Genomic DNA, 20657 nt, shown 5'->3' with positions numbered 1-20657 from the left:
TCTTCTGAAGACAACCGAAGACTGTTTGAACAAGCCATTTTTTTAAGTTTTTCAAGCAAGAAAACTATCAACAACTCCTCCCCCCAGCCTGGTAGATTTTAACCATAAAAAAAGCCGTCAATTGACGGCTTAATTTTTCAGCTAAAAATAAGTAACTATTTAGAAATCTTCCCAGTTATCGCTAGAATCAAGCTGTTTTTGAGCTGACTCTGAGCTCTCTGCTTTCTGCATTGGTTTAGGTTTAATTGTTTCAAGCTTGTCCTGAGCCAATGGCTTTTTAACTTCTCCCATTATTTTTGGTTGCGAAGTCGCTTGAACTTGAACCGGGTCCACTTGCTGGAATTCTTTTGAGATTTTGAATTGCTTCATCTGTTCCACCAGCCCAGAAGCTTTGTGTGCAATAGATTCCGCGCTGGAAGCAGACAATTCAACTAGGTGTGCATTTTCCTGCGTATTCTTATCGAGAGAAACAATTGCTTGATTCAGCTGCTCAATACCTTGTGACTGCTCAATCGATGAGGTGGCAATCTCTCCAACCATTTCCGTTACTTGGGTCATTGCCTGACTAATTTCACTTAGAGCCTGTCCTGATTGCTCTGCAAGGTGAGTTCCATCTTGAACTTGGGCAACAGAGCGATCAATCAATTGCTTGATTTCTTTAGCGGCATCAGCAGACTTACCAGCCAAACTACGAACTTCACCCGCCACCACTGCGAAACCACGACCATGCTCACCTGCTCTTGCCGCTTCAACCGCAGCATTCAAGGCCAACAGGTTAGTCTGGAAAGCAATTGAATCAATCAAACCAATAATCTGTTCGATCTGATCACTCGACTCTTTGATGCCAGTCATTGCCTGAATGGTCTGTTTCATGACCTCAGCACCTTCATTGGTCTTATGACTCGCCTTCAAGGTTAAATCATTGGCTTCTTTGGCATTTTGAGCATTATTGCGAACAGCAGAAGTCATCTCTTCCATTGTAGCTGCTGTTTCTTGAATGGATGCCGCCTGCTGTTGAATTCGACTCGAAAGATCGGCATTTTGACCAGACATATCGCGAACATCATTGGCAATATCTGCAATTGAAGAATTTACCTGCCCCATCACACGAGACAGATTATCCATTGACTGGTTAATGGCGTCCTTCATATCGCCAAGATCTGCCTCATAGTGCCCCTGAACTCTTGGGGTAAGATCACTTTCCGCCAACTTATGAATCACTGATGAAATATTGACGTTAGCATCATGAATGGCTTTAGACATATGGTTAATTTGCTCACCCAAATCACGGATAAATCCACCCAACTGTGACACATCAATTTGTGCGCCGATATGCCCCTTTGCAGCCATTTCTACCATGGTTTTCAGATTAGTTTCAACGGCTACTTGCATGCGTTCAAGATTGACAGATTCCGTTACGTCTTTCCATTCAGTTGCAAACCCTATACGTTCGCCCTGTTCATTCCAAATAGGGTTAACAATAATTTCCAGGTGCAACTCGCCCAATGTTAAGTTCGCAACGTAGGTTTCTTTTAGATTTGCTAATAACTTTCTCTGATGCTCTGGGTGAACATGAAAAATATCTATATTTTGTCCCACCAGTTTTTCAGTTGAAAAGTGTGGTAACAACTTCTGAATATCCGGTTCTACTTTCTTTAACGTATTCACCATGGATTGATTCATATAGGTGATGATAAGATCTTCATCAGCCATCATGACATTAGAAGTACTCTGATCAACAATTGTCCGAATACGACTCATATAATCGACATGGTTACTGATTCGATCTAACATCCAATTAATATAGCGACTCAACTCCTTAACTTCACGAGCACCGTGTGTTGCTACTTTTTTATCAGAGTCTATTTCACAATTATTTTCACAGACTGTTTTTATATCTGATCGCAGGTAAACCAAAGGCTTGATAAGAGGTCTGCGAATTAAGTATTCAAAGCCGAGTAGATTCATCAAAAACATAATCACAAACAGAGCAAGCAATGAAAACATTTCTTTATTTGCTGCTTCCTGATTAAAAGAACTAATTTTTTCAAGTTCAGCCGCAGTTAATTCTTTTTGCAAGCTTTCTAGCGCTAACAAAGCGTCTCTATCATCAACAACAACCGCATGGTCAATTTCGAAAACTGACTTTCCGTCCTGATACATTTGATTGATTATTGCCAACTTATCCTGATAGCTTTTAATCATTTTCTCTATTTGGTTGAGAGCATCAGTTTCAACAGGTTCTAAACCCGGCAACTGACGAAATGCATTGATATTTTTGAAAAGGTTTTCTAAATTTTCTTTTACTTTTTTACTGTAGCTTTGCGTTCGGTAATCGCTTTCCCCTCGAATCACTAAGTTTTTAAAGTTATGGATAAACCCTCCATACCCTAACTCCGACTCTATATTTTCAAAAAGCTGATTCTTATCGTCAATTTGGTGTTTCATGGTCACAAAACCATTATGTCGCTGTTTTTCGAGCACCGAAAACATACCCAGCCCGAACAGCAACATCAAACCAAAGAAAATTAAATAGACAATCAAACTTTGAATAGCAGTTCGACCCTTAACTTTTGGAAAGTCGATCACTTAAACACTTCCTTATATAATATTTTTTTAACGAATTATTGTTATTTCTAGGCCACTCACGGCCAAAACCTACGCGATTTTACTTGCTAAAAATAAAATCATATTATAGGTTTGTTATCTAGAAATAGATATGTTCAAGCCGTTCTTTTCTTAAAAAAAACAGCTTAAGCACTTTTAGTAGAACTGGTTATGAGGAAGATAAGTCATGCGAGTCAGATTTTCTGACCTTATAAAAGCATTGTACTTTGTAGGGGTCGCGGTGCTCGGAATGCATCATTTCTGTAACGTCTTCAAACAGTCCTGGGAATAAAACGCCATAGACCTGTTCAATTTTGTCAACATCGTTTTCATCGACAGGAACTTCGATAATGCGTAGTTTGGGACAAGAAAAAGCCGTAATATCTAAAGATTCAAGATTCATTCGATCCATTTCAAAATCGTATTCATCTTCATAATGATCTTTAATAATCCAACCCATGTGCGTATCCTCATTTAATTTTTGCTCAGCCACTTTTGTAGCTAGACTGCGTTTCATCTGTTTGCTTCCAAGTATAATTGCGTTAGCATTTCCTAGCAAACTTTCAGCCAATGTACATGGTTAATAACAGATCCCGCATCTACCTCGAAATTCATTTTAAAGAGCAAGCACCTTTGCTTCAAATAAAACTCTCTCTGCACCAAAATGCCATCAAATATCAATCACCTTCGGATCTTTGAATCTGTTTCAAATCTTCCATTTGTTGATAAATTTGCTTTTGTTGCTCTTGTATCTGCTTAAACTCTTGCTGCTGCTCTTGTTGCATTCTCATGATATGCTGTTGCTCATGCTGCAATTCTATTTGTTCATGCTGCTGCTGAAACATCTGTTCTTTCTGATCTTGAGAAAGCGCTCGGTTCGTTTTTAACGTATTAAGATCATCCGCTTCTTTTCTCATTTCACGATATTGTTCATTAACGTCAGGTTTTTCTATCCTTTTAAAATCTTGACCATCGCGCATTTTTGAGGAGTCATCAATGGGAACTCCTCTTTCTTTTGAGCGCATTTCTTTTAGGTTTTGCATGCGAAGATGTTCGTGATAACTCTCCATTGACTCAAGTTTCATGTTTCCGTTTTGATTCATTACCTCTAAGACAACACGATTATTGAGACTTTCCTTAGCCGAGTTTACAGTCACTTTCAATTGAGCAGCGTATTGCTTCAGCTGCCCATGGCCACTTTCAATAATCCATCTATTAACTTGATTTAGTTGTAATGCTTTTGGCACAACCTGATACAAGCTTTTATGTCCAGGGTTCAAGTTTAATCGGGTACCTACCCAATTATTTTCGGCTACTTGATAACCATTCACTGCGATGTAATTACCTTTGGACAATGACAAGCCTTTATCCATAAAGGTATCTTTGTTAATAGTCACTTTGTAATGACCCGATATTTCTATCGAACCTCCGTTTACCTTTGTAATTTTTCCGGCAACAGGATAGAAAACTTCGATTTTTCGTGTAAATGTTTTATTTTTGTTCGGTTCAGTTTGGAGCACAACCTGTTGACCAAGTTTTAACCCATCATGAGTTCTTAGGTTTGAAGTCACCTGCGTGTTTTTACCATAGGCTATCTCAATGCCATTTACCCATATACTGCCAAACTCGGTAATCGTTCCGATAATGCCTGTACCACCAAACCCTGAAGAAGATTTCCCAGTACCTCCAAACCCACTCGTAGGATCTAAATATTTGCCTGTACCACCAAATCCTGAGGTATTTGACGCTAAATAAGTCGAATCAGGTCTAGTCTGAGCACAAGAGCTAACCAATAGCAGAACTGACAAGACTGCTAGTATTTTAGAAAAACGAGTGGCTCTCACAGGTATACCTCAAAAGGTTTTCCATAGAAAATAAATCGAAATGAAAAATTAATTATCATCGTCTTTTTCCATGTCTTTAAATTCTTTATAAAAGTACGCACCTAAATGTATTTGTCCACTAGGCTTATTTTGTTTTTCATCTTGGACTTGCAACTCACTTGCTAGCTGATTCATTTCTATCAGAACCGCCATCATTTTTTGCTTAGCAATTCGCTCAAGTTGAACAACGGAATCTTCCGAGAGCTCACGATAATAAATCGCTCTATCGAACATAGGTGGGGATTTTTTTTCTAGATTAGAGGCCACAACAGCTAAATGATTACTGATATTTTTTCCTGCAAAAAACAATTTCTCTTCAAAATCATCTTCAGGAACATAGCCTTTTTCTCTTAACTGAATTTGTCCATCGTCGGTAATGCAAACAATGCCTTGAGCTAACCAGTCATCAAGCACCGAACGTGGATGTTTATCTTTTGATACGGAGAGCACCAAATTTTCAAATGATGGAACGCCATCTTGTTCCGTCTTAAACAATGGAAGAGGATTGCCATCTTCATCACTATAATGTGGATGAGAAAGCCAAACGGCCATTAGCTGTGCACCCAAACTGGCTTTCATTTCTTTTTCAAAAGGTTGCTCATCTGATGCTTGCCGAATGCGTTTCACATCGCCACGATGAATTCCCGTCAATAAACTGATGCGACTATCCGTTTGCTTTTTATTAGGCAAGCCAAAGTCTGCTTCAGCAACTTGCACATAAGCACGTTTCAATAGAGATTGAACGCCAACATAGGTAATATTATGGCTAATCAAAATTTTGACTAGAGGCTTTAATATCAATACCAATGCTTTAGCAAACAGCAGTTCTTTTTTATTCAGTAAATTCGATTCCATCATTACTCGGTAATTTTAGTTACCCTTATTTTATGTTTTCTTTTAGTTAACTTTTGATAACCACTAAGAATTAGAAATTATGTTTTACAACTAACATGAAGGTTGCAAAACATAATCAAAATTTTCTTGTGAAAGTCAGCCCCATGCTTTGAGTGCTTGTATTATCATAAGACCCAAATGCAGAAATGCTCCATTGTTTACTTAAACTTTTTCCAACAAATACAGAGACACCCGTTTGATCTTTCAGACTTGCATAAGAAGATTGGAGATAATCCAAAGATAAGCCAACGCTTGTTTTAGAAGGGAAAAAGTATCCCGCACCAACAGAGCCATATGCGCTATCTTTCATTCTTGCGCCCGCAACTTTACCTACAAACTTATAACCTGCTGTTGCAAAAAATGAGCTTCTTTGCCCTATCGCTGAAAAATAATCTAATTGTAAATAGTTGTCATCTTTACCTGTTGATAACCCTTTGCTTTTATCACCCGTTGCAAACTTGTGTTTCACGGTAACTGTCCATGATGGTTGGTCTGTTAAATCATAACCCAAGCTAAAGGTTAAATCCCCCATTCCTGATACCTTTGAACTAGTTCCAGTACTTGGATATCGACTGGTAATATCCATATAGGATGTTGAAAAGCCAGCATGCACTCGTTGTCCTCTAAAAGACAACATTAAAGGTATCGAATAAAGTGTGGAATCCGCACTACCAGTCGTTTGACTTTGACCAGAAGAATAAAACAACCCACTTGAAATTTTTGTACTCACGGCCGAATCTTCAGCGCTAGCCGAGAATGATGCCAAAATAGCGGCTGCGAAAAGCATTAATTTTATATATTTTTTCACGTTAAAACCCTTATTTTCAGACTTGAGTATATTCTAGCAACTCGACTTACCAATAGTTTAATCGAGTTGCTACTGCAGCTTATAATTATTGTGCCGCAGGTGCCGGAGCTGGTGTAGGTGTAGGTGTAGGTGTAGGTGTAGGCATTGATTGCAAATTGGTATTTTGATTTTGATTTTGATTCATAATACGCATTTTGTTTTGTATCAATGCAGGATCACCCATTTTTTCATTCATATTTGTTGCTTTTTCTTGCATTTCGTTTGAGCGCTCCGCTTTTTCGCTCATGTCATCAGACTTCTGTTGCATCTGCTGTGAACGATTAACATGCTCAGACATTTCTTGGGTACGTTCTTGCATTTGCTCAGATCGATTGGCATGTTCAGCCATTTCCTGCGCTCGCTCTTGCATTTGCTCAGATCGATTAGCATGTTCCGCCATTTCTTGCGCTCGCTCCTGCATCGATTCTGCTTTCTGCATTTGATCCGACATCTGACTCATGCGGTTTTGCATTTGCTCTACACGCTCAAGCTTTTGATTTTGTTCCTGAGCTTGCTCAGCTCTTTCTAATTGATGTTGAACCATTTCCATTTTTTGCTCTTGAGCATGCAATTGCTCTTCCGTATCAGCAAAAGCTGCCATTGGAAGTAGGCTAGCAACACTCAAAACAATTACTTTTTTAGACATTTGGGAAATTTTCATAAATGCTTTCATCTTTGTTCTCCTTATAAAAGCAAATGTAACTTTTTTACATTTCAGGATCATCATAAAACAACCAACCTTCCCCGTCAATAATAATATGTAATTTTTTTACATTTATAATCAATTTACTTTTATCCACTTTTTAATCACCGCACGTTAAAATAATCTAACGCTGTCTCAGCAAGATACTCTTATAAAAAACTAACACCCCGTTTTCCCACTTTAGAGGCTGAATGAAAACAAAACTAATTACTCGAGCAGGTTATGAAAAACTGTTACAAGAAGCTGATCAACTTTGGAAAGTAGAAAGACCTCAGGTTACTAAAATTGTTACTTGGGCGGCTGGCTTAGGAGACCGGTCGGAAAATGCTGATTATCAATACAACAAACGTAGGCTTCGTGAAATAGACCGTAGGGTGCGGTTTTTAAGAAAAACACTTGAAGAAATTAAAGTCATTGATGACATACCTAAAGACAGGCATAAAATTTTTTTTGGCGCTTGGGTGGCACTAGAAAATACAGCAGATGAAAGTTTAGAATTCAGAATCGTGGGCCCAGAAGAAATATACCACCACCCTAAGTACATCTCGATTGATGCACCTATGGCACGAGCTTGTTTACAAAAAACAATCGATGATGAAGTGGTGGTTCAGACTCCAGAAGGCACTAAAGTTTGGTTTGTAACAGCCATCGATTACGACAAACCACTCTCAGAAAGTTAAACGAGGAACACTCAATCTCATTTTTTTTAAATCAAGCCCTTCTTCTGCGCGAGAAGACCAATAGCATAATATATTGCAATAATTGAAAGGCCGAACCACACATTACTAATATGTGCCAACCAACCTACCAATACTGGTGTCAGGTAAGCGGTAATCAAACCATAACCAACCGCACAAAACACCACAAACAAGGTTAAACGCAGAAAGTACTTAAGCGACCCTATTTGACTTTTAACAAACAAACTAATGTCATTGCCATAAATGACCAACAAAGTTGCAGCCATCGACAAGCCTATTTCTGACAAATAAGGGCGCATCAATCCAGACAACCCCACCAAAAGTTTTACGACATACGCAAGAACAGGATCCAAACCCTTCTCCTCATTTTAATAATCGTCAAAATTATACTTTTCTCATTATAACGATATCCGTTTGTTTCTTATAAATCTTTATACCCACCTAGATAGATAAGGCTAAACAACACATAGGGAGTGACAAAAATAATCCTGAATCAAGGATAAATGAAGTATAAAAGAATTTACAACGAGAATGGCTTAGCCGTAGCCTGACTCAAGCATGGGAATTAATAGGTTTGACGAATATGATCTAAAAAAGCTCTAAGATCTGACTTCATATTTAAAAGGCTTTGATAAGCTTGATGATCTGCTTCGTTATCAAAGTTCACATCAGTCGGAACTTCAGCACGATTTAACCGTGCTTTCGCTCCTGGAATGGTAAACCCTTGATCATGTAAAAGGGTTTTTATCTCTAGCACCAGCTCAAGCTCACGACGCTGATAGTAACGACGGCCACGTCGTTTACTCGGCTCAAGTTGCGGAAAAACTTGCTCCCAATAACGAAGTACGTGCGGTTTTAAATCGCACAACTCACTGACTTCACCAATGGTAAAGTACTTTTTATCTGGAAGCTCTATTTCCAATTGCTTGGGATTTTCTCCCGACTTAGTCTTTACCATAGTTGTCGATACGAGCTCGTAATTTTTGACCTGGTTTAAATGTTACCACTCTTCTTGCAGAAATGGGAACATCTTCACCCGTTCTAGGGTTACGACCTGGACGGGCAGTTTTATCTCTAAGTTCAAAGTTACCGAAACCAGAAAGCTTAATCTGCTCACCTTTTACTAGAACAGTCGCCATCTCAGAATAAAACTGCTCAACCAATTCTTTTGATTCGCGTTTATTAAAACCAAACGTATCTGTTAATGTTTGGGCAAGTTCCGCTTTTGTTAATGCCATAAACCTTACCTTCTTAGTTATTTCATCAAAAATGGTTATCTTAATTCAGCGTTCGCTTTTTGCTTCGCCGCTTCAATCATTTGTTGCATTAGCGCATCAACTTCTTCATCTTGAAGCGTTCTATCCTGATGCTGCAGCTTAATTGTCAATGCAATTGACTTTTGATCTTCACCAACACCAGGGCCCTGGTACAAATCAAACACTTCAATTGACTGCACTATCTCAGAAGAAACTTCATGGAGCGCATCCAACAAGTCTTGTACAGGCAAACCTTGAGCTACAACAAAAGCCAAATCACGTTGTACAACTGGGAATTTAGAAAGCTGCTTCGCTTGAGGGACTTTGGTGGTCAAAATAGTATCAAGACGCATCTCAAACATAAATACTTTGCCAGATACATCAGCAACTTTTACATGTGATGGATGCAACTGACCAATAGAACCGATTTCTTGCCCATCCATTATCATCACAGCGGACTGTCCAGGGTGATAGATAGGCAAGGCTTTGGCCACAAATTTAACTTTATCACTTACATGACTCAGCGCTAATAAACTTTCGACATGCGCTTTCATATCATAGAAGTCTACCGCTCTGTCTTCTTCTGCCCAACCAGCAGAAGAGATTCCACCTACGATCACACCACCAATCATAGGCACTTGTTGTAGTTTTTCAATAGATGCATCTTCACTTAAAAACACCAACCCTGTTTCAAATAAACGCAGACGGTTTTGTTGGCGATTTTGGTTATATGCAGTCGTAGTCAACAAACTTGGCAATAGCGAAACGCGCATGGCCTTCATGTCATCCGAAATAGGGTTTTTCAAACAAATGGCTTGCTGCTCTGGGAAAAGCGTTTTTTGATATTGTTCTTCAACGAAGCTATATGTAATTGCTTCTTGATAGCCTTTATTCACTAATACTTGGCGAATAAGATGCATTTCCTGTTCTTGCTCTTCAAGTTTCGGCAAACGCATCGGCGCATTGACTTCTATTTCTGGCAGATTATTGTAGCCATACACACGCCCAACTTCTTCAATCAAATCCGCTTCAATTTCCATATCAAAACGATAAGTCGGTGCGGTCATTAACCAACCGTCATTGTTTGCTTCAATCGTGAAATTCAGTCGAGTAAAAATCGCTTCGACTTCTTCATTTGGCAATGCCACACCCAATAATTTTTCAATACGCTCTGGACGCAATTGAATTGGTTGAGGTTTATGTAGTGACGACTCGGCTACCACAGATTTAATATCTGAAACATCTCCACCTGCAATTTCGGTAAAGAGCTGTAAGGCACGATTCAATGCACGCTCTGGCAAGAAAGCATCGACACCACGCTCAAAACGATGTGAAGAATCTGTATGTAAACCATATTGGCGAGCACGTCCAGTAATCGCTAAAGGCGCAAAATGAGCGCATTCAAAGAATACAGAAGTCGTGTCATCGGACACGGCAGTCGCTAACCCGCCCATAATCCCTGCTAGAGCAATAGCACCGGAATCATCCGCGATCACCAAAGTGTTGCTTTGTAGAATTAATTCTTTTTCATCTAGCGTTGTAAGCTTTTCGCCCTCTTTTGCCATTCGTACTTGGACAGAGCCTTGCAACTTATCCGCATCAAATGCATGCATTGGCTGACCTAACTCAAGCAAAATATAATTGGTAATATCCACCGTTAAGCTTTTTGGGGCAAGACCACAACGCTCTAAACGTGTTTTCATCCAATCGGGTGTTTGTGCTTGGGCATTGTAGCCAGTAACCAAACAACCAAGATACTTAGGACAAGCGTCAGTTTCTTCAACAGTAATTTCTTGGTTACATGCACCAGAAGTAGCCATAGGCTCCAGCTCAAATGGCACTTTTATTTCAGCACCACTGATTGCTGTCACATCACGTGCGATCCCTTCAACACTTAAACAATCTGCACGATTTGGTGTTAAATCAACATCAATAATGGCATCATTTAAATCAAGATATTCACGAATATTCATACCAATAGGCGCATCTAGTGGCAGCACATGAAGACCATCAACCCCATCATCAGGCAAACCAATTTCCGTTGCGCCGCATAACATGCCATGAGATGGCACACCACGTAACTTCGCTTTTTTGATCTTAAAATCACCTGGCAAAACCGCACCGACTTTAGCGCAACAAGCTTTCATGCCTGCAACAACATTTTTAGCGCCACAAACGATCTGGACTGTTTCAGCTTCACCGACATCCACTTGCGTTACATTCAATTTGTCTGCATCAGGATGCTTCTCAACAGAAAGCACGTGACCAACCACCACATTTGAAAACTCAGGCGCAACCAAACAAACTTCATCTACCTCGAGGCCAGCCAAACTTAGCTCTTCTGCCAAGGTTTCTGTATCCCAATTCGGGTTAACCCACTCTCTTAACCAACTTTCACTAATTTTCATCTTTTATCTCAAATTCAATTCTGATCGCTAAGTTTTGCAATTACTTAAACTGCTGAAGGAAACGGACATCGTTTTCAAAGAACTGACGTAAATCCGTTACGCCGTAACGCAACATAGCCAAACGCTCTACCCCAAGACCAAATGCAAGGCCGGTATATTTTTCTGAATCGACATTCACGTTATTCAATACTTTTGGGTGCACCATACCGCAGCCCAACACTTCAATCCAACGGCCATCACCAAATAGGTTAGTGGCAATATCAACCTCAGCTGATGGCTCGGTAAATGGAAAATAAGATGGACGGAAACGTACTTTTAAGTTCTCATCCTCAAAGAATTGTCTTAAAAACTCGATAATCAAGGTTCTTAACTGCGCAAAGCTTGCGTTTTCTTCGACGATCAAACCTTCTACTTGATGGAACATCGGCGTGTGCGTTTGATCGGAATCACAACGATAAACACGACCTGGCGCAATAATACGCATAGGCACAGGTTTATCTTCCATAGTTCGGATTTGAACCCCTGATGTATGGGTTCTCAACACGGTTTGCGCATCAAAATAAAAAGTATCGTGCATTGCACGAGCTGGGTGTGTTTCAGGAATATTTAGCGCTTCGAAATTATGCCAGTCATCTTCGATTTCCGGTCCTGTTTCGACATCAAACCCTGCTTTAGCAAAAATATTTTCAATGCGACGCAAAGTACGCGTTACAGGGTGCAAACCGCCCAACTGAGAGTTTCTACCAGGCAGGGTGACATCGATAGATTCTGAAGCTAGTTGTTCTGCCAAAATAGCTGCTTCTATAGAAGCTTTCTTTTCAGACAAAAATTTCTGCACTGCTTGTTTTGCTTCATTAATCATTTGCCCAGCTTTAGGCTTCTCTTCAGGAGAAAGTGTGCCAAGCTGTTTCATCATAGACGTCAGTTCGCCTTTTTTTCCGAGATACTGAACGCGAATTTCGTCGAGCGAAGCAAGTTCTGTAACGGATGCCACAGCATCTTTCGCTTTTGAAATAATGTCTTGCAGTTGTTGTTGCATGAACGCAAAGTTCCTTATTTAGATTTTTCCATCACTGATCGAGTGGCAAAAAAAATGAATAAACACCGATGCGACCTGAGCCGATTGGTTTTAGAATTTTATGGATAAATACTTTGAAGCCAGACACAAATCATAGCGCCTTAACAAATATCACAGCATTTAGCCATTAAATCCCGGTATAAAAAATGAGAAAAAAAGGGGACATAAAGTCCCCTTTCAATCGTTCAGTAAAGCTTACGCTAAAGCTGCTTTAGCTTTTTCTACAATTGCAGAGAAAGCGGCCGCATCATGAATAGCGATGTCTGACAATACTTTACGGTCAACCGCGATTTCGGCTTTATTCAAACCAGAAATAAAGCGGCTGTAAGTCATTCCGTTCAAACGAGCTGCAGCGTTAATACGCGCAATCCATAAACGACGGAATTGACGTTTTTTCTGACGACGGTCACGATAAGCATATTGACCTGCTTTGATTACAGCTTGCTTCGCAACGCGAAATACTTTGCGACGTGCACCATAATAACCTTTAGCGGCTTTTAGTACTTTGTTATGTCTTCTGCGTGCAATTACGCCTCTTTTAACTCTTGCCATCTGTCAATCTCCTTAAGCGTATGGAAGCATGCGGCGAACCATTGCCACATCTCTATCATGAATCATGCTTGCAGCACGAAGTTGACGTTTACGCTTAGTTGATTTCTTGGTCAAGATATGACGAAGATGCGCTTGTTTGCATTTAAAACCGCCAGAACCGGTTTTTTTAAAGCGCTTTTGAGCACTTTTATTGGTTTTCATCTTAGGCATTGCTAAAACTCCATAAAAGAATAGCGATTTAAAAGCTTAACCTTTAAAGTCGGTATTCATCAGTTTTCGATCTGCTTTCATTGCCGAAAGCCCTTTTTTACAATTAACAGCACTGAATGAGCTGCACCAGTAATGAGGTAAACCTCACCCCGGCTATTGTATTCTTGACTCGATTAATGGCTCGAACCAGCCTCTCTTAAAATAAAATTTCAAGAAATGTTCTTTAATAAATCAGACGATGGTTTTTTTAGTCGGTGCAATCATCATTTGCAATGAACGACCTTCCATCTTAGGCATTTGCTCTACCGTTGCGACTTCTTTTAGGTCTTCACGTATACGTTCAAGCATATCCATACCGAGTTCTTTGTGCGTAATTTCACGCCCACGGAACCAAATAGTTACTTTTACACGGTCGCCATTATCTAAAAACTTAACTACGTTACGTAGCTTAACCTGATAATCGCCAATATCCGTACCAGGTCGGAATTTAACTTCCTTAACCTGAATTTGTTTTTGTTTTTTCTTCGCTTCGTGTGCCTTCTTCTGTTTCTGGTAGTGATATTTACCATAATCCATGATTCGACACACTGGTGGGGAGGATTTTGCAGAGATTTCAACTAAATCTAGCTCTACCTCTTTCGCAGCCGCAAGGGCATCTGCCGTTGAAACGACGCCTTTTTGCTCGCCGTCTGCATCAATTAAACGTACTTCAGCAACCGTGATAGCTTCATTGATTCTATCTTTTGGTGCCTCTACTTGTTGTGGCTTACCACGTCCTCTTCTAACTGCGATGGTTTTATCCTCTTAATTACCAAATTATTCCACGACTCTACCAAGATTAGCGATGTCGTCCGATAACATTTGAAGCAATTGCTCAAAATCGAAACTACCGAGGTTATTTCCGCCTCGGGCACGTACGTTAACGGTACCACCTTCTTTTTCTTGATCCCCTACAACTAAAATATAAGGGACACGTTGTAAAGTGTGCTCGCGAATTTTAAACCCAACCTTCTCATTTCTCAAGTCTGTTTGCACTCTAAACCCATGTTTTTTCAATTTTTTTGCAAAATCGACGACATAATCGTTATGTACTTCAGAAATTGAGGCAATTACTAATTGCACTGGTGCCAACCAAGTTGGGAATTTTCCTTCGTAATGTTCTACCAAAATTCCAACAAAGCGTTCAAGCGAACCAAGAATGGCTCGGTGAATCATTACTGGATGATGTTTTTCGTTGTCTGCGCCAACATAAACGGCGTTCAAACGCTCTGCTTGCGTCATGGAAAAATCCAATTGAATCGTTCCACACTGCCACACACGACCGATACAATCCTTAAGCTGGAATTCGATTTTCGGCCCGTAAAAAGCCCCTTCTCCTGGCTGCAAGGCATATTCCAGCTCAGCATCTTTAAGCGTCTGCTCTAAAGCCGTCTCTGCCATATCCCAAACTTCGTCAGAACCGACGCGTTGCTCTGGGCGCGTAGAAAATTTAACCTGAATATTATCAAACCCGAAATCTGCATAAGTATTGAACACCAAATCAATACAAGCCTGAACTTCATCTTTGATTTGTTCCGGTGTACAGAAGATATGCGCATCATCCTGAGTAAAGGAGCGCACACGCATCAAACCATGCAAGGTTCCAGATGGTTCATTACGGTGTACCAAACCAAATTCCGCCAAGCGAATTGGCAAGTCGCGGTAACTGCTTAGGTCGCGATTGAACACTTGAATATGCCCAGGGCAATTCATCGGCTTAACGGCATAATCACGGTTCTCTGTTTCCGTGGTGAACATATTGTCTTTAAACTTATCCCAGTGACCGGATTTTTCCCACAGGGAACGATCCATAATCAAAGGCGTACGAATTTCTTGATAGCCACTTTCGTTCAACTGCTGACGCATATAGTCTTCAACTACTTTATATAAAGTAGTTCCTTTCGGATGCCAAAACGCCATACCCGGCGCCAACTCATCAACATGGAATAAATCCAGTAGCTTACCAAGCTTACGATGGTCACGCTTTTCCGCCTCTTCCATCATAACCAAGTATTCTTTTAATTCTTCTTTACTCGGGAAGGCAACGCCATAGATGCGCTGTAACATTTTATTATCAGAGTCACCGCGCCAGTATGCACCAGCAACGTGCGTCAGCTTAAACGCCTTAACAAAGCCCATATTTGGCAAGTGAGGACCACGGCACATATCAATATATTCTTGATGATGGTAAAAACCGAACTCTGTTTCATTCGGCATATCTTCAATCAATTCGACCTTATAGTCTTCGTCACGGCTTTTGAAAATCTCTAGCGCTTCAGCACGAGGCGTCATTTTCTTAACGACCTCATACTTAGTTTTCGCCAGCTCTTTCATACGCTGCTCGATCTTTGCCAGATCTTCAGAAGAAATACGTTCTTCCATATCAACGTCATAATAAAAGCCGTTTTCAATGACCGGACCAATTGCCATTTTAACGTTAGGATAAAGTTGCTTTAATGCATGACCCAAAAGATGCGCGCAAGTATGGCGCATAATATGCACACCATCTTCATCCTTTAAAGTAATGATTTGCACATCAGCATCTTCTGTAATCAAGTCACAAGCATCTTTCAGCTCACCATTCACACGCCCTGCTACCGTTGCCTTAGCCAATCCCGTTCCAATATCCGTAGCGATTTGCATCACAGATACAGCTTCGGGAAATTCTCTTTTTGAACCATCTGGCAAGGTAATGATTGGCATGTCTAAACTCTTACTCTTTAATCGTTAAAATAAAACATTAAGTGGATTGTCTGATTGAAAACACGTCTAATAAGCGAGATATCAGACCTCTTAATTGAACCGAGTAATTTTACCATACTTCATCCACCTCAAAACATGGATTTTGCATCAACTCCAACCTTATAAATCCATGCTTTCTATAGATTACCGGAATAGGTGCTTTGCCATTCTCTAGGCTTTCTTATAAAAATCCGTTATAATTCCCTGCCGATTTATTAATCGAAAACAAAATTTGAAACCAAAATAATAGTCAATGGCGACCCAAAAAGCCGTTGATGATGACAACATTTCACATTCAGGTAGGCACTATGAATTTAGAACAAGCACGCTTCAATATGGTGGAACAACAAATTCGTCCATGGGATGTCTTAGACCCTAAAGTGCTTGATTTATTCATGGCCATTCCTCGCCATGAATTCGTTTCAGAAGCACAACAGGCACTAGCCTACTCTGACCTTGAGCTTCCAATTGGTGAAGAGCAAACTATGCTACCACCAAGAATTGAAGGTCGCATGCTCCAAGCCTTAGATATCGAAGAAGATGAGACTGTTTTAGAAGTGGGTACAGGCTCTGGCTATATGACAGCGCTCATGGCTGCAATTGCCAACAAGGTCACCACCGTAGAAATTTTCCCGAGCTTACAAGCTACGGCTAAAGAGCGTCTGCAAAACTTTGATAATATCGAGTTTTTGATCGGCGATGCCAGTCACAACTGGGATGATGGTAAAACTTACGACATTATCGTTTTAACAGGTGCCGTAGCAGTGCTACCTGAAGCCTACAAAAATAAACTAAACCTTGGTGGACGCCTTGTTGTCACTATAGGTAATGCGCCAGCAATGACCTGCCAAGTATTAACACGCGTTAGTGAAACCGAGTGGGAAACTGAAACCATGTTTGAAACAGTCATTCCACACTTAATCAACGCGGAATTTTCAGAAAAATTCTCATTCTAAAACACCAAAATCTACCAGGCTGGGTTGCTGTAATTACACCCCAGCCTGGCAGATTTTACTCGCTAGGCCTCACCCTTAAAAACACCGGATGTCGAGGCAAGCCATTTGCCGTTAATTTTTGATATTTAAACGTAATCTGCTCACCAATTCTCGGTGGCGATTCCCTATCACGATCTTTCAAACCTGAACCAATATAAAATTCACGCCCACTTTTTAAACGACAATGAATAGATCCCACTTCGCCCTGATATTTGCCAGCTCCAGACTTATAGCCAATTACATTACATTCATCATCCTTAAAAGGCTTCACTTTTAAAGCATCTGCTGAGCGCCCGACTTCATAAGACACATTACCACGCCTTACAACTAAGCCCTCCCCTTTCAAAGCCAAAACCTCATCCAACCGGCTTTTAAATTGCTGCATAGAATCAATTCGTGTTTGCGGAATAATTCGGATCACACTTGAAGGATGGTTTTGCAAATAATGCCTTAACACCTCCAAACGGGCCTCTAAACCACCTCGTTGGTTCGGCACCTCAAAAATATTGTAGGTAATCTGGTGCCAGCGCTCATCAGGCAACTTCTGCCTGACAATAGATGAAATATTGGAAAAGTCATTGCGTTTAGTCCAAAGCTCACCATCAACTGCAAATGGCGGTAATTGCTCCACAAACCATTTTGGCGCATGAATCATTCTGCCACTACGAAAGTGCAACTGATGCCCATCCCAAACACCGCGAACACCATCCAACTTTTCACTCATCAACCAGCCAATAATATCCTGGTTAGATTGATAAACTTTTAACAAAAGTACTTTAGGCGGTTTGACCTGCGCCATAGCAGGCGTCACTAAAACATTACCTGCCATCATAAAAACAAAAAGGAGGCACAGCCTCCTTATGTGACAAACCAGCACTAACAAATTATTTTTCATCAGCATCTTTTAAAAGAATATCCTGTTCATTCTTTGCCAGAGTTTTCACCCCAATGCCTTTTACATGAGTCAAGTCTGCGACATGTTTAAAGTCGCCATGAGCTTTTCGATAAGCGACAATCGCCTCTGCTTTTTTCGAACCAACCCCAGTTAAACTAGAAGCAATTTTCTCTGCTGATGCCTTATTGATATTCACTGGTGACGCATAAACAATCGCTGAAAACATCAAACCAAACAGTAGAGTTAAAAACTTAAACATCTTCACCTCCTTAATCCATATAAAATATTACGTACTAAAATACGAAATGCCACTATAAATTCAAGGGGTCTTAAAATCAAACAAAAGTTTTCTCCCACGCCCAAGCATGGCGCACAATGGTTTCTAAATCGCCATACTTCGGCTGCCAACCTAATGTTTGTCTTGCCAAAGAAGAGTCTGCCACCAACACAGCTGGGTCACCGGCACGGCGCTCACCTTCTTCAACTACTAAGTTACAGCCATCTTCTGCCACAACTTTTTTCACTACATCAATCACTTGCTGCACCGAAAAACCGTGACCATTTCCTAAGTTATACGCCAAAGCTCCATCTTTTTTACCCGAAACAATCATATCTAATGCCAAAGCATGCGCTGAACATAAATCATTGATATGTATATAGTCTCGGACACAAGTGCCATCGCCAGTTGCGTAGTCACGACCAAAAACTGTAATACACTTTCTTCGACCCGATGCTGCTTGCAAGATAAGCGGGATTAAATGGGTTTCAGGGTCATGGCACTCACCCATTTCTCCTTCTGGATCAGCTCCACAGGCATTAAAGTAGCGCAAACTAACCGAATTTAAACCATATGCATTAGCGTAATCTTGCAAAATACGCTCAACCATTAGTTTGCTTGCACCATAAGGATTAATCGGTTTTTGTGGGTGCCTCTCATCTATTGGAGAATATTCAGGCTCACCAAATGTTGCAGCTGTAGAAGAAAATATAAAGTTTTTTACATCATGACGAACCATTGCATCCAGCAAATTAAGCGTATTACCAACATTGTTTTGGTAATACTTGGAAGGATTTGACATTGACTCTCCAACCAAACTATTAGCTGCAAAATGTATAACTCCATCAAACTCATTTTTCATTAATAAACTGTCAAGTAACTCTTGATTCGCTAAATCTCCCTGAACAAACTCCCCATACTTCACCATCTCTTGAAAGCCTGTGCTCAAATTATCCAAAACAATAATCTCACTACCGGAGTGCACAAGCATCTTACACATATGAGAGCCAATATAGCCGGCACCGCCAACAATCAAAATTTTCATACTAAAATCACTTAAATAAATTTTTATCGCGTTACAATTACTGGAACATAAAATTTACACATATAATACCCAATTCAAAACCGCTTACTAGAAGTTTTAGAGTCTTTACTATCTTTATATGGAATACAAAATAAAAACATACACTTCATACTTAGCTTGGCTCCACAGAGCAATTGATATCTTTGTACCATTCATAATACTTTTAGCGAGCATGCATTTATACAATGTGCCTTGGCAGGATCGCTATGCATTATTAGGGATACTTGGTGGGTTCATATTTATCACTTCTGCACAAATGCTAGGGTTATATGATTCTTGGAGAGAGAGACCAGTCATCACTAATGTACAAACGACATTAAATGCATGGTTAATGACATGGGTTTTCTTAGTCGTATTAGCTTTCTTATTCAAAGATTCAAGCAATTATTCAAGGGGAGTTTTACTGATATGGGCGGTAATGACTCCAGCCACATTTATCCTTTATCGCCTTTTTTTCAGAATCGCTTTGAGCCACATAAGAAAACAGGGAAAAAATAGCAAACGAATCGCCATTGTTGGCGCTGGAAAAATAGGAACCCACCTTTCTCAGGTAATACACGAAAATAAGTGGCTAGGTTACCAAATAATTGGCTTTTATGACGACAAAAAAGAAGTCTTGGATTCTAATATCAACAACTTTCCGGTTATCGGAACAACAGATAAGCTGTGCGATGATGCAAAAAACTTAGAATTTGATGAAGTATATCTGTGTCTTCCATTAAGAGCAGAAAATAAAATCAAACAACTGTTGAACGACCTAACCGAAACCACTGTCGCAGTCAAATACATTCCAGATCTTTTCACATTTGACTTAGTGCATGCAAAATGGACGGACATTAAAGGGCTGCCTGTCGTAAGTGTCTATGACACACCTTTAAACTCGAACTCTTCACGAGTGATTAAACGTGCTGAAGATATCATCCTGTCTTCATTGATTTTAATACTCATCTCTCCCATTATGATTCTAATTGCCATTGGCGTGAAACTATCTTCAACAGGTCCTATTTTCTATCGTCAAACAAGAGTAGGGTGGAATGGCAAAAACTTTCAAATGTTAAAATTCCGTTCTATGCCTGTTGATGTAGAACAGAACGGCATTAAATGGGGCGGAGCAAAAGATAAGGCAAATACTAAATTTGGCCAATTCATCCGCTCAACAAGCCTTGACGAACTCCCACAATTTTTAAACGTCTTAAAAGGCGATATGTCAATTGTTGGCCCTAGGCCAGAACGAGACATTTTTGTAGAACAATTTAAGAAAGAAATACCTCGTTATATGCAGAAACACATGGTAAAAGCAGGCATCACGGGCTGGGCACAAATTAACGGATGGCGTGGAGATACTTCCCTCGAAAAACGCGTCGAGTTCGACCTCCATTATATAAACAACTGGTCACTCTGGCTTGATATTAAAATCATTATTTTGACCGTGCTCAAAGGCTTTATAAATAAAAACGCCAGCTAATTTAAAAATAAAACTAATAAAAAT

The 20657-nt window shown here is 40.1% G+C and carries 21 protein-coding genes; 3 read left to right on the top strand and 18 right to left on the bottom strand.

What is annotated here, in order from left to right:
- Nucleotides 1–159 precede the first annotated feature (159 nt).
- From N745_RS11630 to N745_RS0102740, 6 genes are all read right to left on the bottom strand, one after another.
- Nucleotides 160–2589, bottom strand: coding sequence for a methyl-accepting chemotaxis protein (locus tag N745_RS11630; protein WP_024850614.1), 2430 nt, complete (start codon nt 2587–2589; stop codon nt 160–162).
- A 187-nt stretch (nt 2590–2776) separates the two neighbouring features.
- Entirely contained in the window at nt 2777–3124 is a 348-nt protein-coding gene (locus N745_RS0102760) for a hypothetical protein (RefSeq protein ID WP_245595655.1), read from the bottom strand.
- A 160-nt stretch (nt 3125–3284) separates the two neighbouring features.
- Nucleotides 3285–4451, bottom strand: coding sequence for a DUF5666 domain-containing protein (locus tag N745_RS0102755; protein ID WP_024850612.1), 1167 nt, complete (start codon nt 4449–4451; stop codon nt 3285–3287).
- A 48-nt stretch (nt 4452–4499) separates the two neighbouring features.
- Nucleotides 4500–5348 carry a DUF6502 family protein gene (locus N745_RS0102750; protein WP_024850611.1) on the bottom strand — a complete coding sequence of 283 codons (849 nt, stop codon included), beginning with the start codon at nt 5346–5348 and terminating at the stop codon, nt 4500–4502.
- Between the two features lie 112 nt (nt 5349–5460).
- The gene (locus tag N745_RS0102745; RefSeq protein WP_024850610.1) at nt 5461–6192 is read right to left on the bottom strand and encodes a hypothetical protein; all 732 of its coding nucleotides are present in this window, start codon (nt 6190–6192) and stop codon (nt 5461–5463) included.
- A gap of 85 nt (nt 6193–6277) precedes the next feature.
- On the bottom strand, nt 6278–6904 hold the full coding sequence (locus N745_RS0102740) for a hypothetical protein (protein ID WP_024850609.1): 627 nt from the start codon (nt 6902–6904) through the stop codon (nt 6278–6280).
- A 221-nt stretch (nt 6905–7125) separates the two neighbouring features.
- Between N745_RS0102740 and greB the strand changes: the two genes are divergently transcribed.
- Nucleotides 7126–7614 carry a transcription elongation factor GreB gene (greB, locus tag N745_RS0102730; protein WP_024850608.1) on the top strand — a complete coding sequence of 163 codons (489 nt, stop codon included), beginning with the start codon at nt 7126–7128 and terminating at the stop codon, nt 7612–7614.
- Nucleotides 7615–7640: 26 nt separating this feature from the next.
- On the opposite strand, the gene N745_RS0102725 is transcribed toward greB, so the two are convergent.
- The 9 genes from N745_RS0102725 to thrS form a co-directional block, all read right to left on the bottom strand.
- On the bottom strand, nt 7641–7985 hold the full coding sequence (locus tag N745_RS0102725; protein ID WP_024850607.1) for a DUF3392 domain-containing protein: 345 nt from the start codon (nt 7983–7985) through the stop codon (nt 7641–7643).
- 212 nt (nt 7986–8197) lie between these two features.
- Nucleotides 8198–8590 (bottom strand): MerR family transcriptional regulator, encoded by a 393-nt coding sequence (locus tag N745_RS0102720; protein WP_024850606.1) that lies wholly within the window; start codon nt 8588–8590, stop codon nt 8198–8200.
- Entirely contained in the window at nt 8577–8870 is a 294-nt protein-coding gene (locus N745_RS0102715) for an integration host factor subunit alpha (RefSeq protein WP_024850605.1), read from the bottom strand. Before N745_RS0102715 ends, N745_RS0102720 begins: the two co-directional genes overlap by 14 nt.
- A 35-nt stretch (nt 8871–8905) precedes the next feature.
- On the bottom strand, nt 8906–11296 hold the full coding sequence (gene pheT, locus N745_RS0102710) for a phenylalanine--tRNA ligase subunit beta (protein ID WP_024850604.1): 2391 nt from the start codon (nt 11294–11296) through the stop codon (nt 8906–8908).
- Nucleotides 11297–11336: 40 nt separating this feature from the next.
- Nucleotides 11337–12335: a phenylalanine--tRNA ligase subunit alpha gene (pheS, locus tag N745_RS0102705; protein WP_024850603.1), complete on the bottom strand. Its 999-nt coding sequence runs from the start codon at nt 12333–12335 to the stop codon at nt 11337–11339.
- Nucleotides 12336–12569: 234 nt separating this feature from the next.
- Nucleotides 12570–12926, bottom strand: coding sequence for a 50S ribosomal protein L20 (gene rplT, locus N745_RS0102700; RefSeq protein ID WP_024850602.1), 357 nt, complete (start codon nt 12924–12926; stop codon nt 12570–12572).
- Between the two features lie 12 nt (nt 12927–12938).
- Entirely contained in the window at nt 12939–13136 is a 198-nt protein-coding gene (gene rpmI / locus N745_RS0102695) for a 50S ribosomal protein L35 (protein WP_024850601.1), read from the bottom strand.
- 231 nt (nt 13137–13367) lie between these two features.
- Nucleotides 13368–13928, bottom strand: a complete 561-nt coding sequence (gene infC / locus N745_RS11625; protein ID WP_084657283.1) for a translation initiation factor IF-3 — start codon at nt 13926–13928, stop codon at nt 13368–13370.
- A 24-nt stretch (nt 13929–13952) separates the two neighbouring features.
- Nucleotides 13953–15878 (bottom strand): threonine--tRNA ligase, encoded by a 1926-nt coding sequence (thrS, locus tag N745_RS0102685; RefSeq protein ID WP_024850599.1) that lies wholly within the window; start codon nt 15876–15878, stop codon nt 13953–13955.
- A gap of 347 nt (nt 15879–16225) precedes the next feature.
- On the opposite strand from thrS, the gene N745_RS0102680 reads away from it, so the two are divergent.
- A complete protein-coding gene (locus N745_RS0102680) occupies nt 16226–16873 on the top strand; it encodes a protein-L-isoaspartate O-methyltransferase family protein (protein ID WP_024850598.1) in 648 nt (215 codons plus the stop codon).
- Between the two features lie 55 nt (nt 16874–16928).
- Here the strand turns inward: N745_RS0102680 and N745_RS0102675 are convergent, their stop codons facing one another.
- The 3 genes from N745_RS0102675 to galE form a co-directional block, all read right to left on the bottom strand.
- The gene (locus tag N745_RS0102675) at nt 16929–17807 is read right to left on the bottom strand and encodes a DNA ligase (RefSeq protein ID WP_245595654.1); all 879 of its coding nucleotides are present in this window, start codon (nt 17805–17807) and stop codon (nt 16929–16931) included.
- On the bottom strand, nt 17797–18066 hold the full coding sequence (locus N745_RS0102670; protein ID WP_024850596.1) for a ComEA family DNA-binding protein: 270 nt from the start codon (nt 18064–18066) through the stop codon (nt 17797–17799). Before N745_RS0102670 ends, N745_RS0102675 begins: the two co-directional genes overlap by 11 nt.
- Before the next feature lie 76 nt (nt 18067–18142).
- Nucleotides 18143–19129, bottom strand: coding sequence for a UDP-glucose 4-epimerase GalE (galE, locus tag N745_RS0102665; protein ID WP_024850595.1), 987 nt, complete (start codon nt 19127–19129; stop codon nt 18143–18145).
- Nucleotides 19130–19247: 118 nt separating this feature from the next.
- On the opposite strand from galE, the gene N745_RS0102660 reads away from it, so the two are divergent.
- A complete protein-coding gene (locus N745_RS0102660; protein WP_024850594.1) occupies nt 19248–20633 on the top strand; it encodes an undecaprenyl-phosphate glucose phosphotransferase in 1386 nt (461 codons plus the stop codon).
- Nucleotides 20634–20657: the final 24 nt, after the last annotated feature.

It is taken from the genome of Hydrogenovibrio kuenenii DSM 12350 (assembly GCF_000526715.1).
In the GTDB taxonomy this organism is placed as follows: Bacteria; Pseudomonadota; Gammaproteobacteria; order Thiomicrospirales; family Thiomicrospiraceae; genus Hydrogenovibrio; species Hydrogenovibrio kuenenii.
This window is presented reverse-complemented; position numbering and strand designations above follow the sequence as displayed.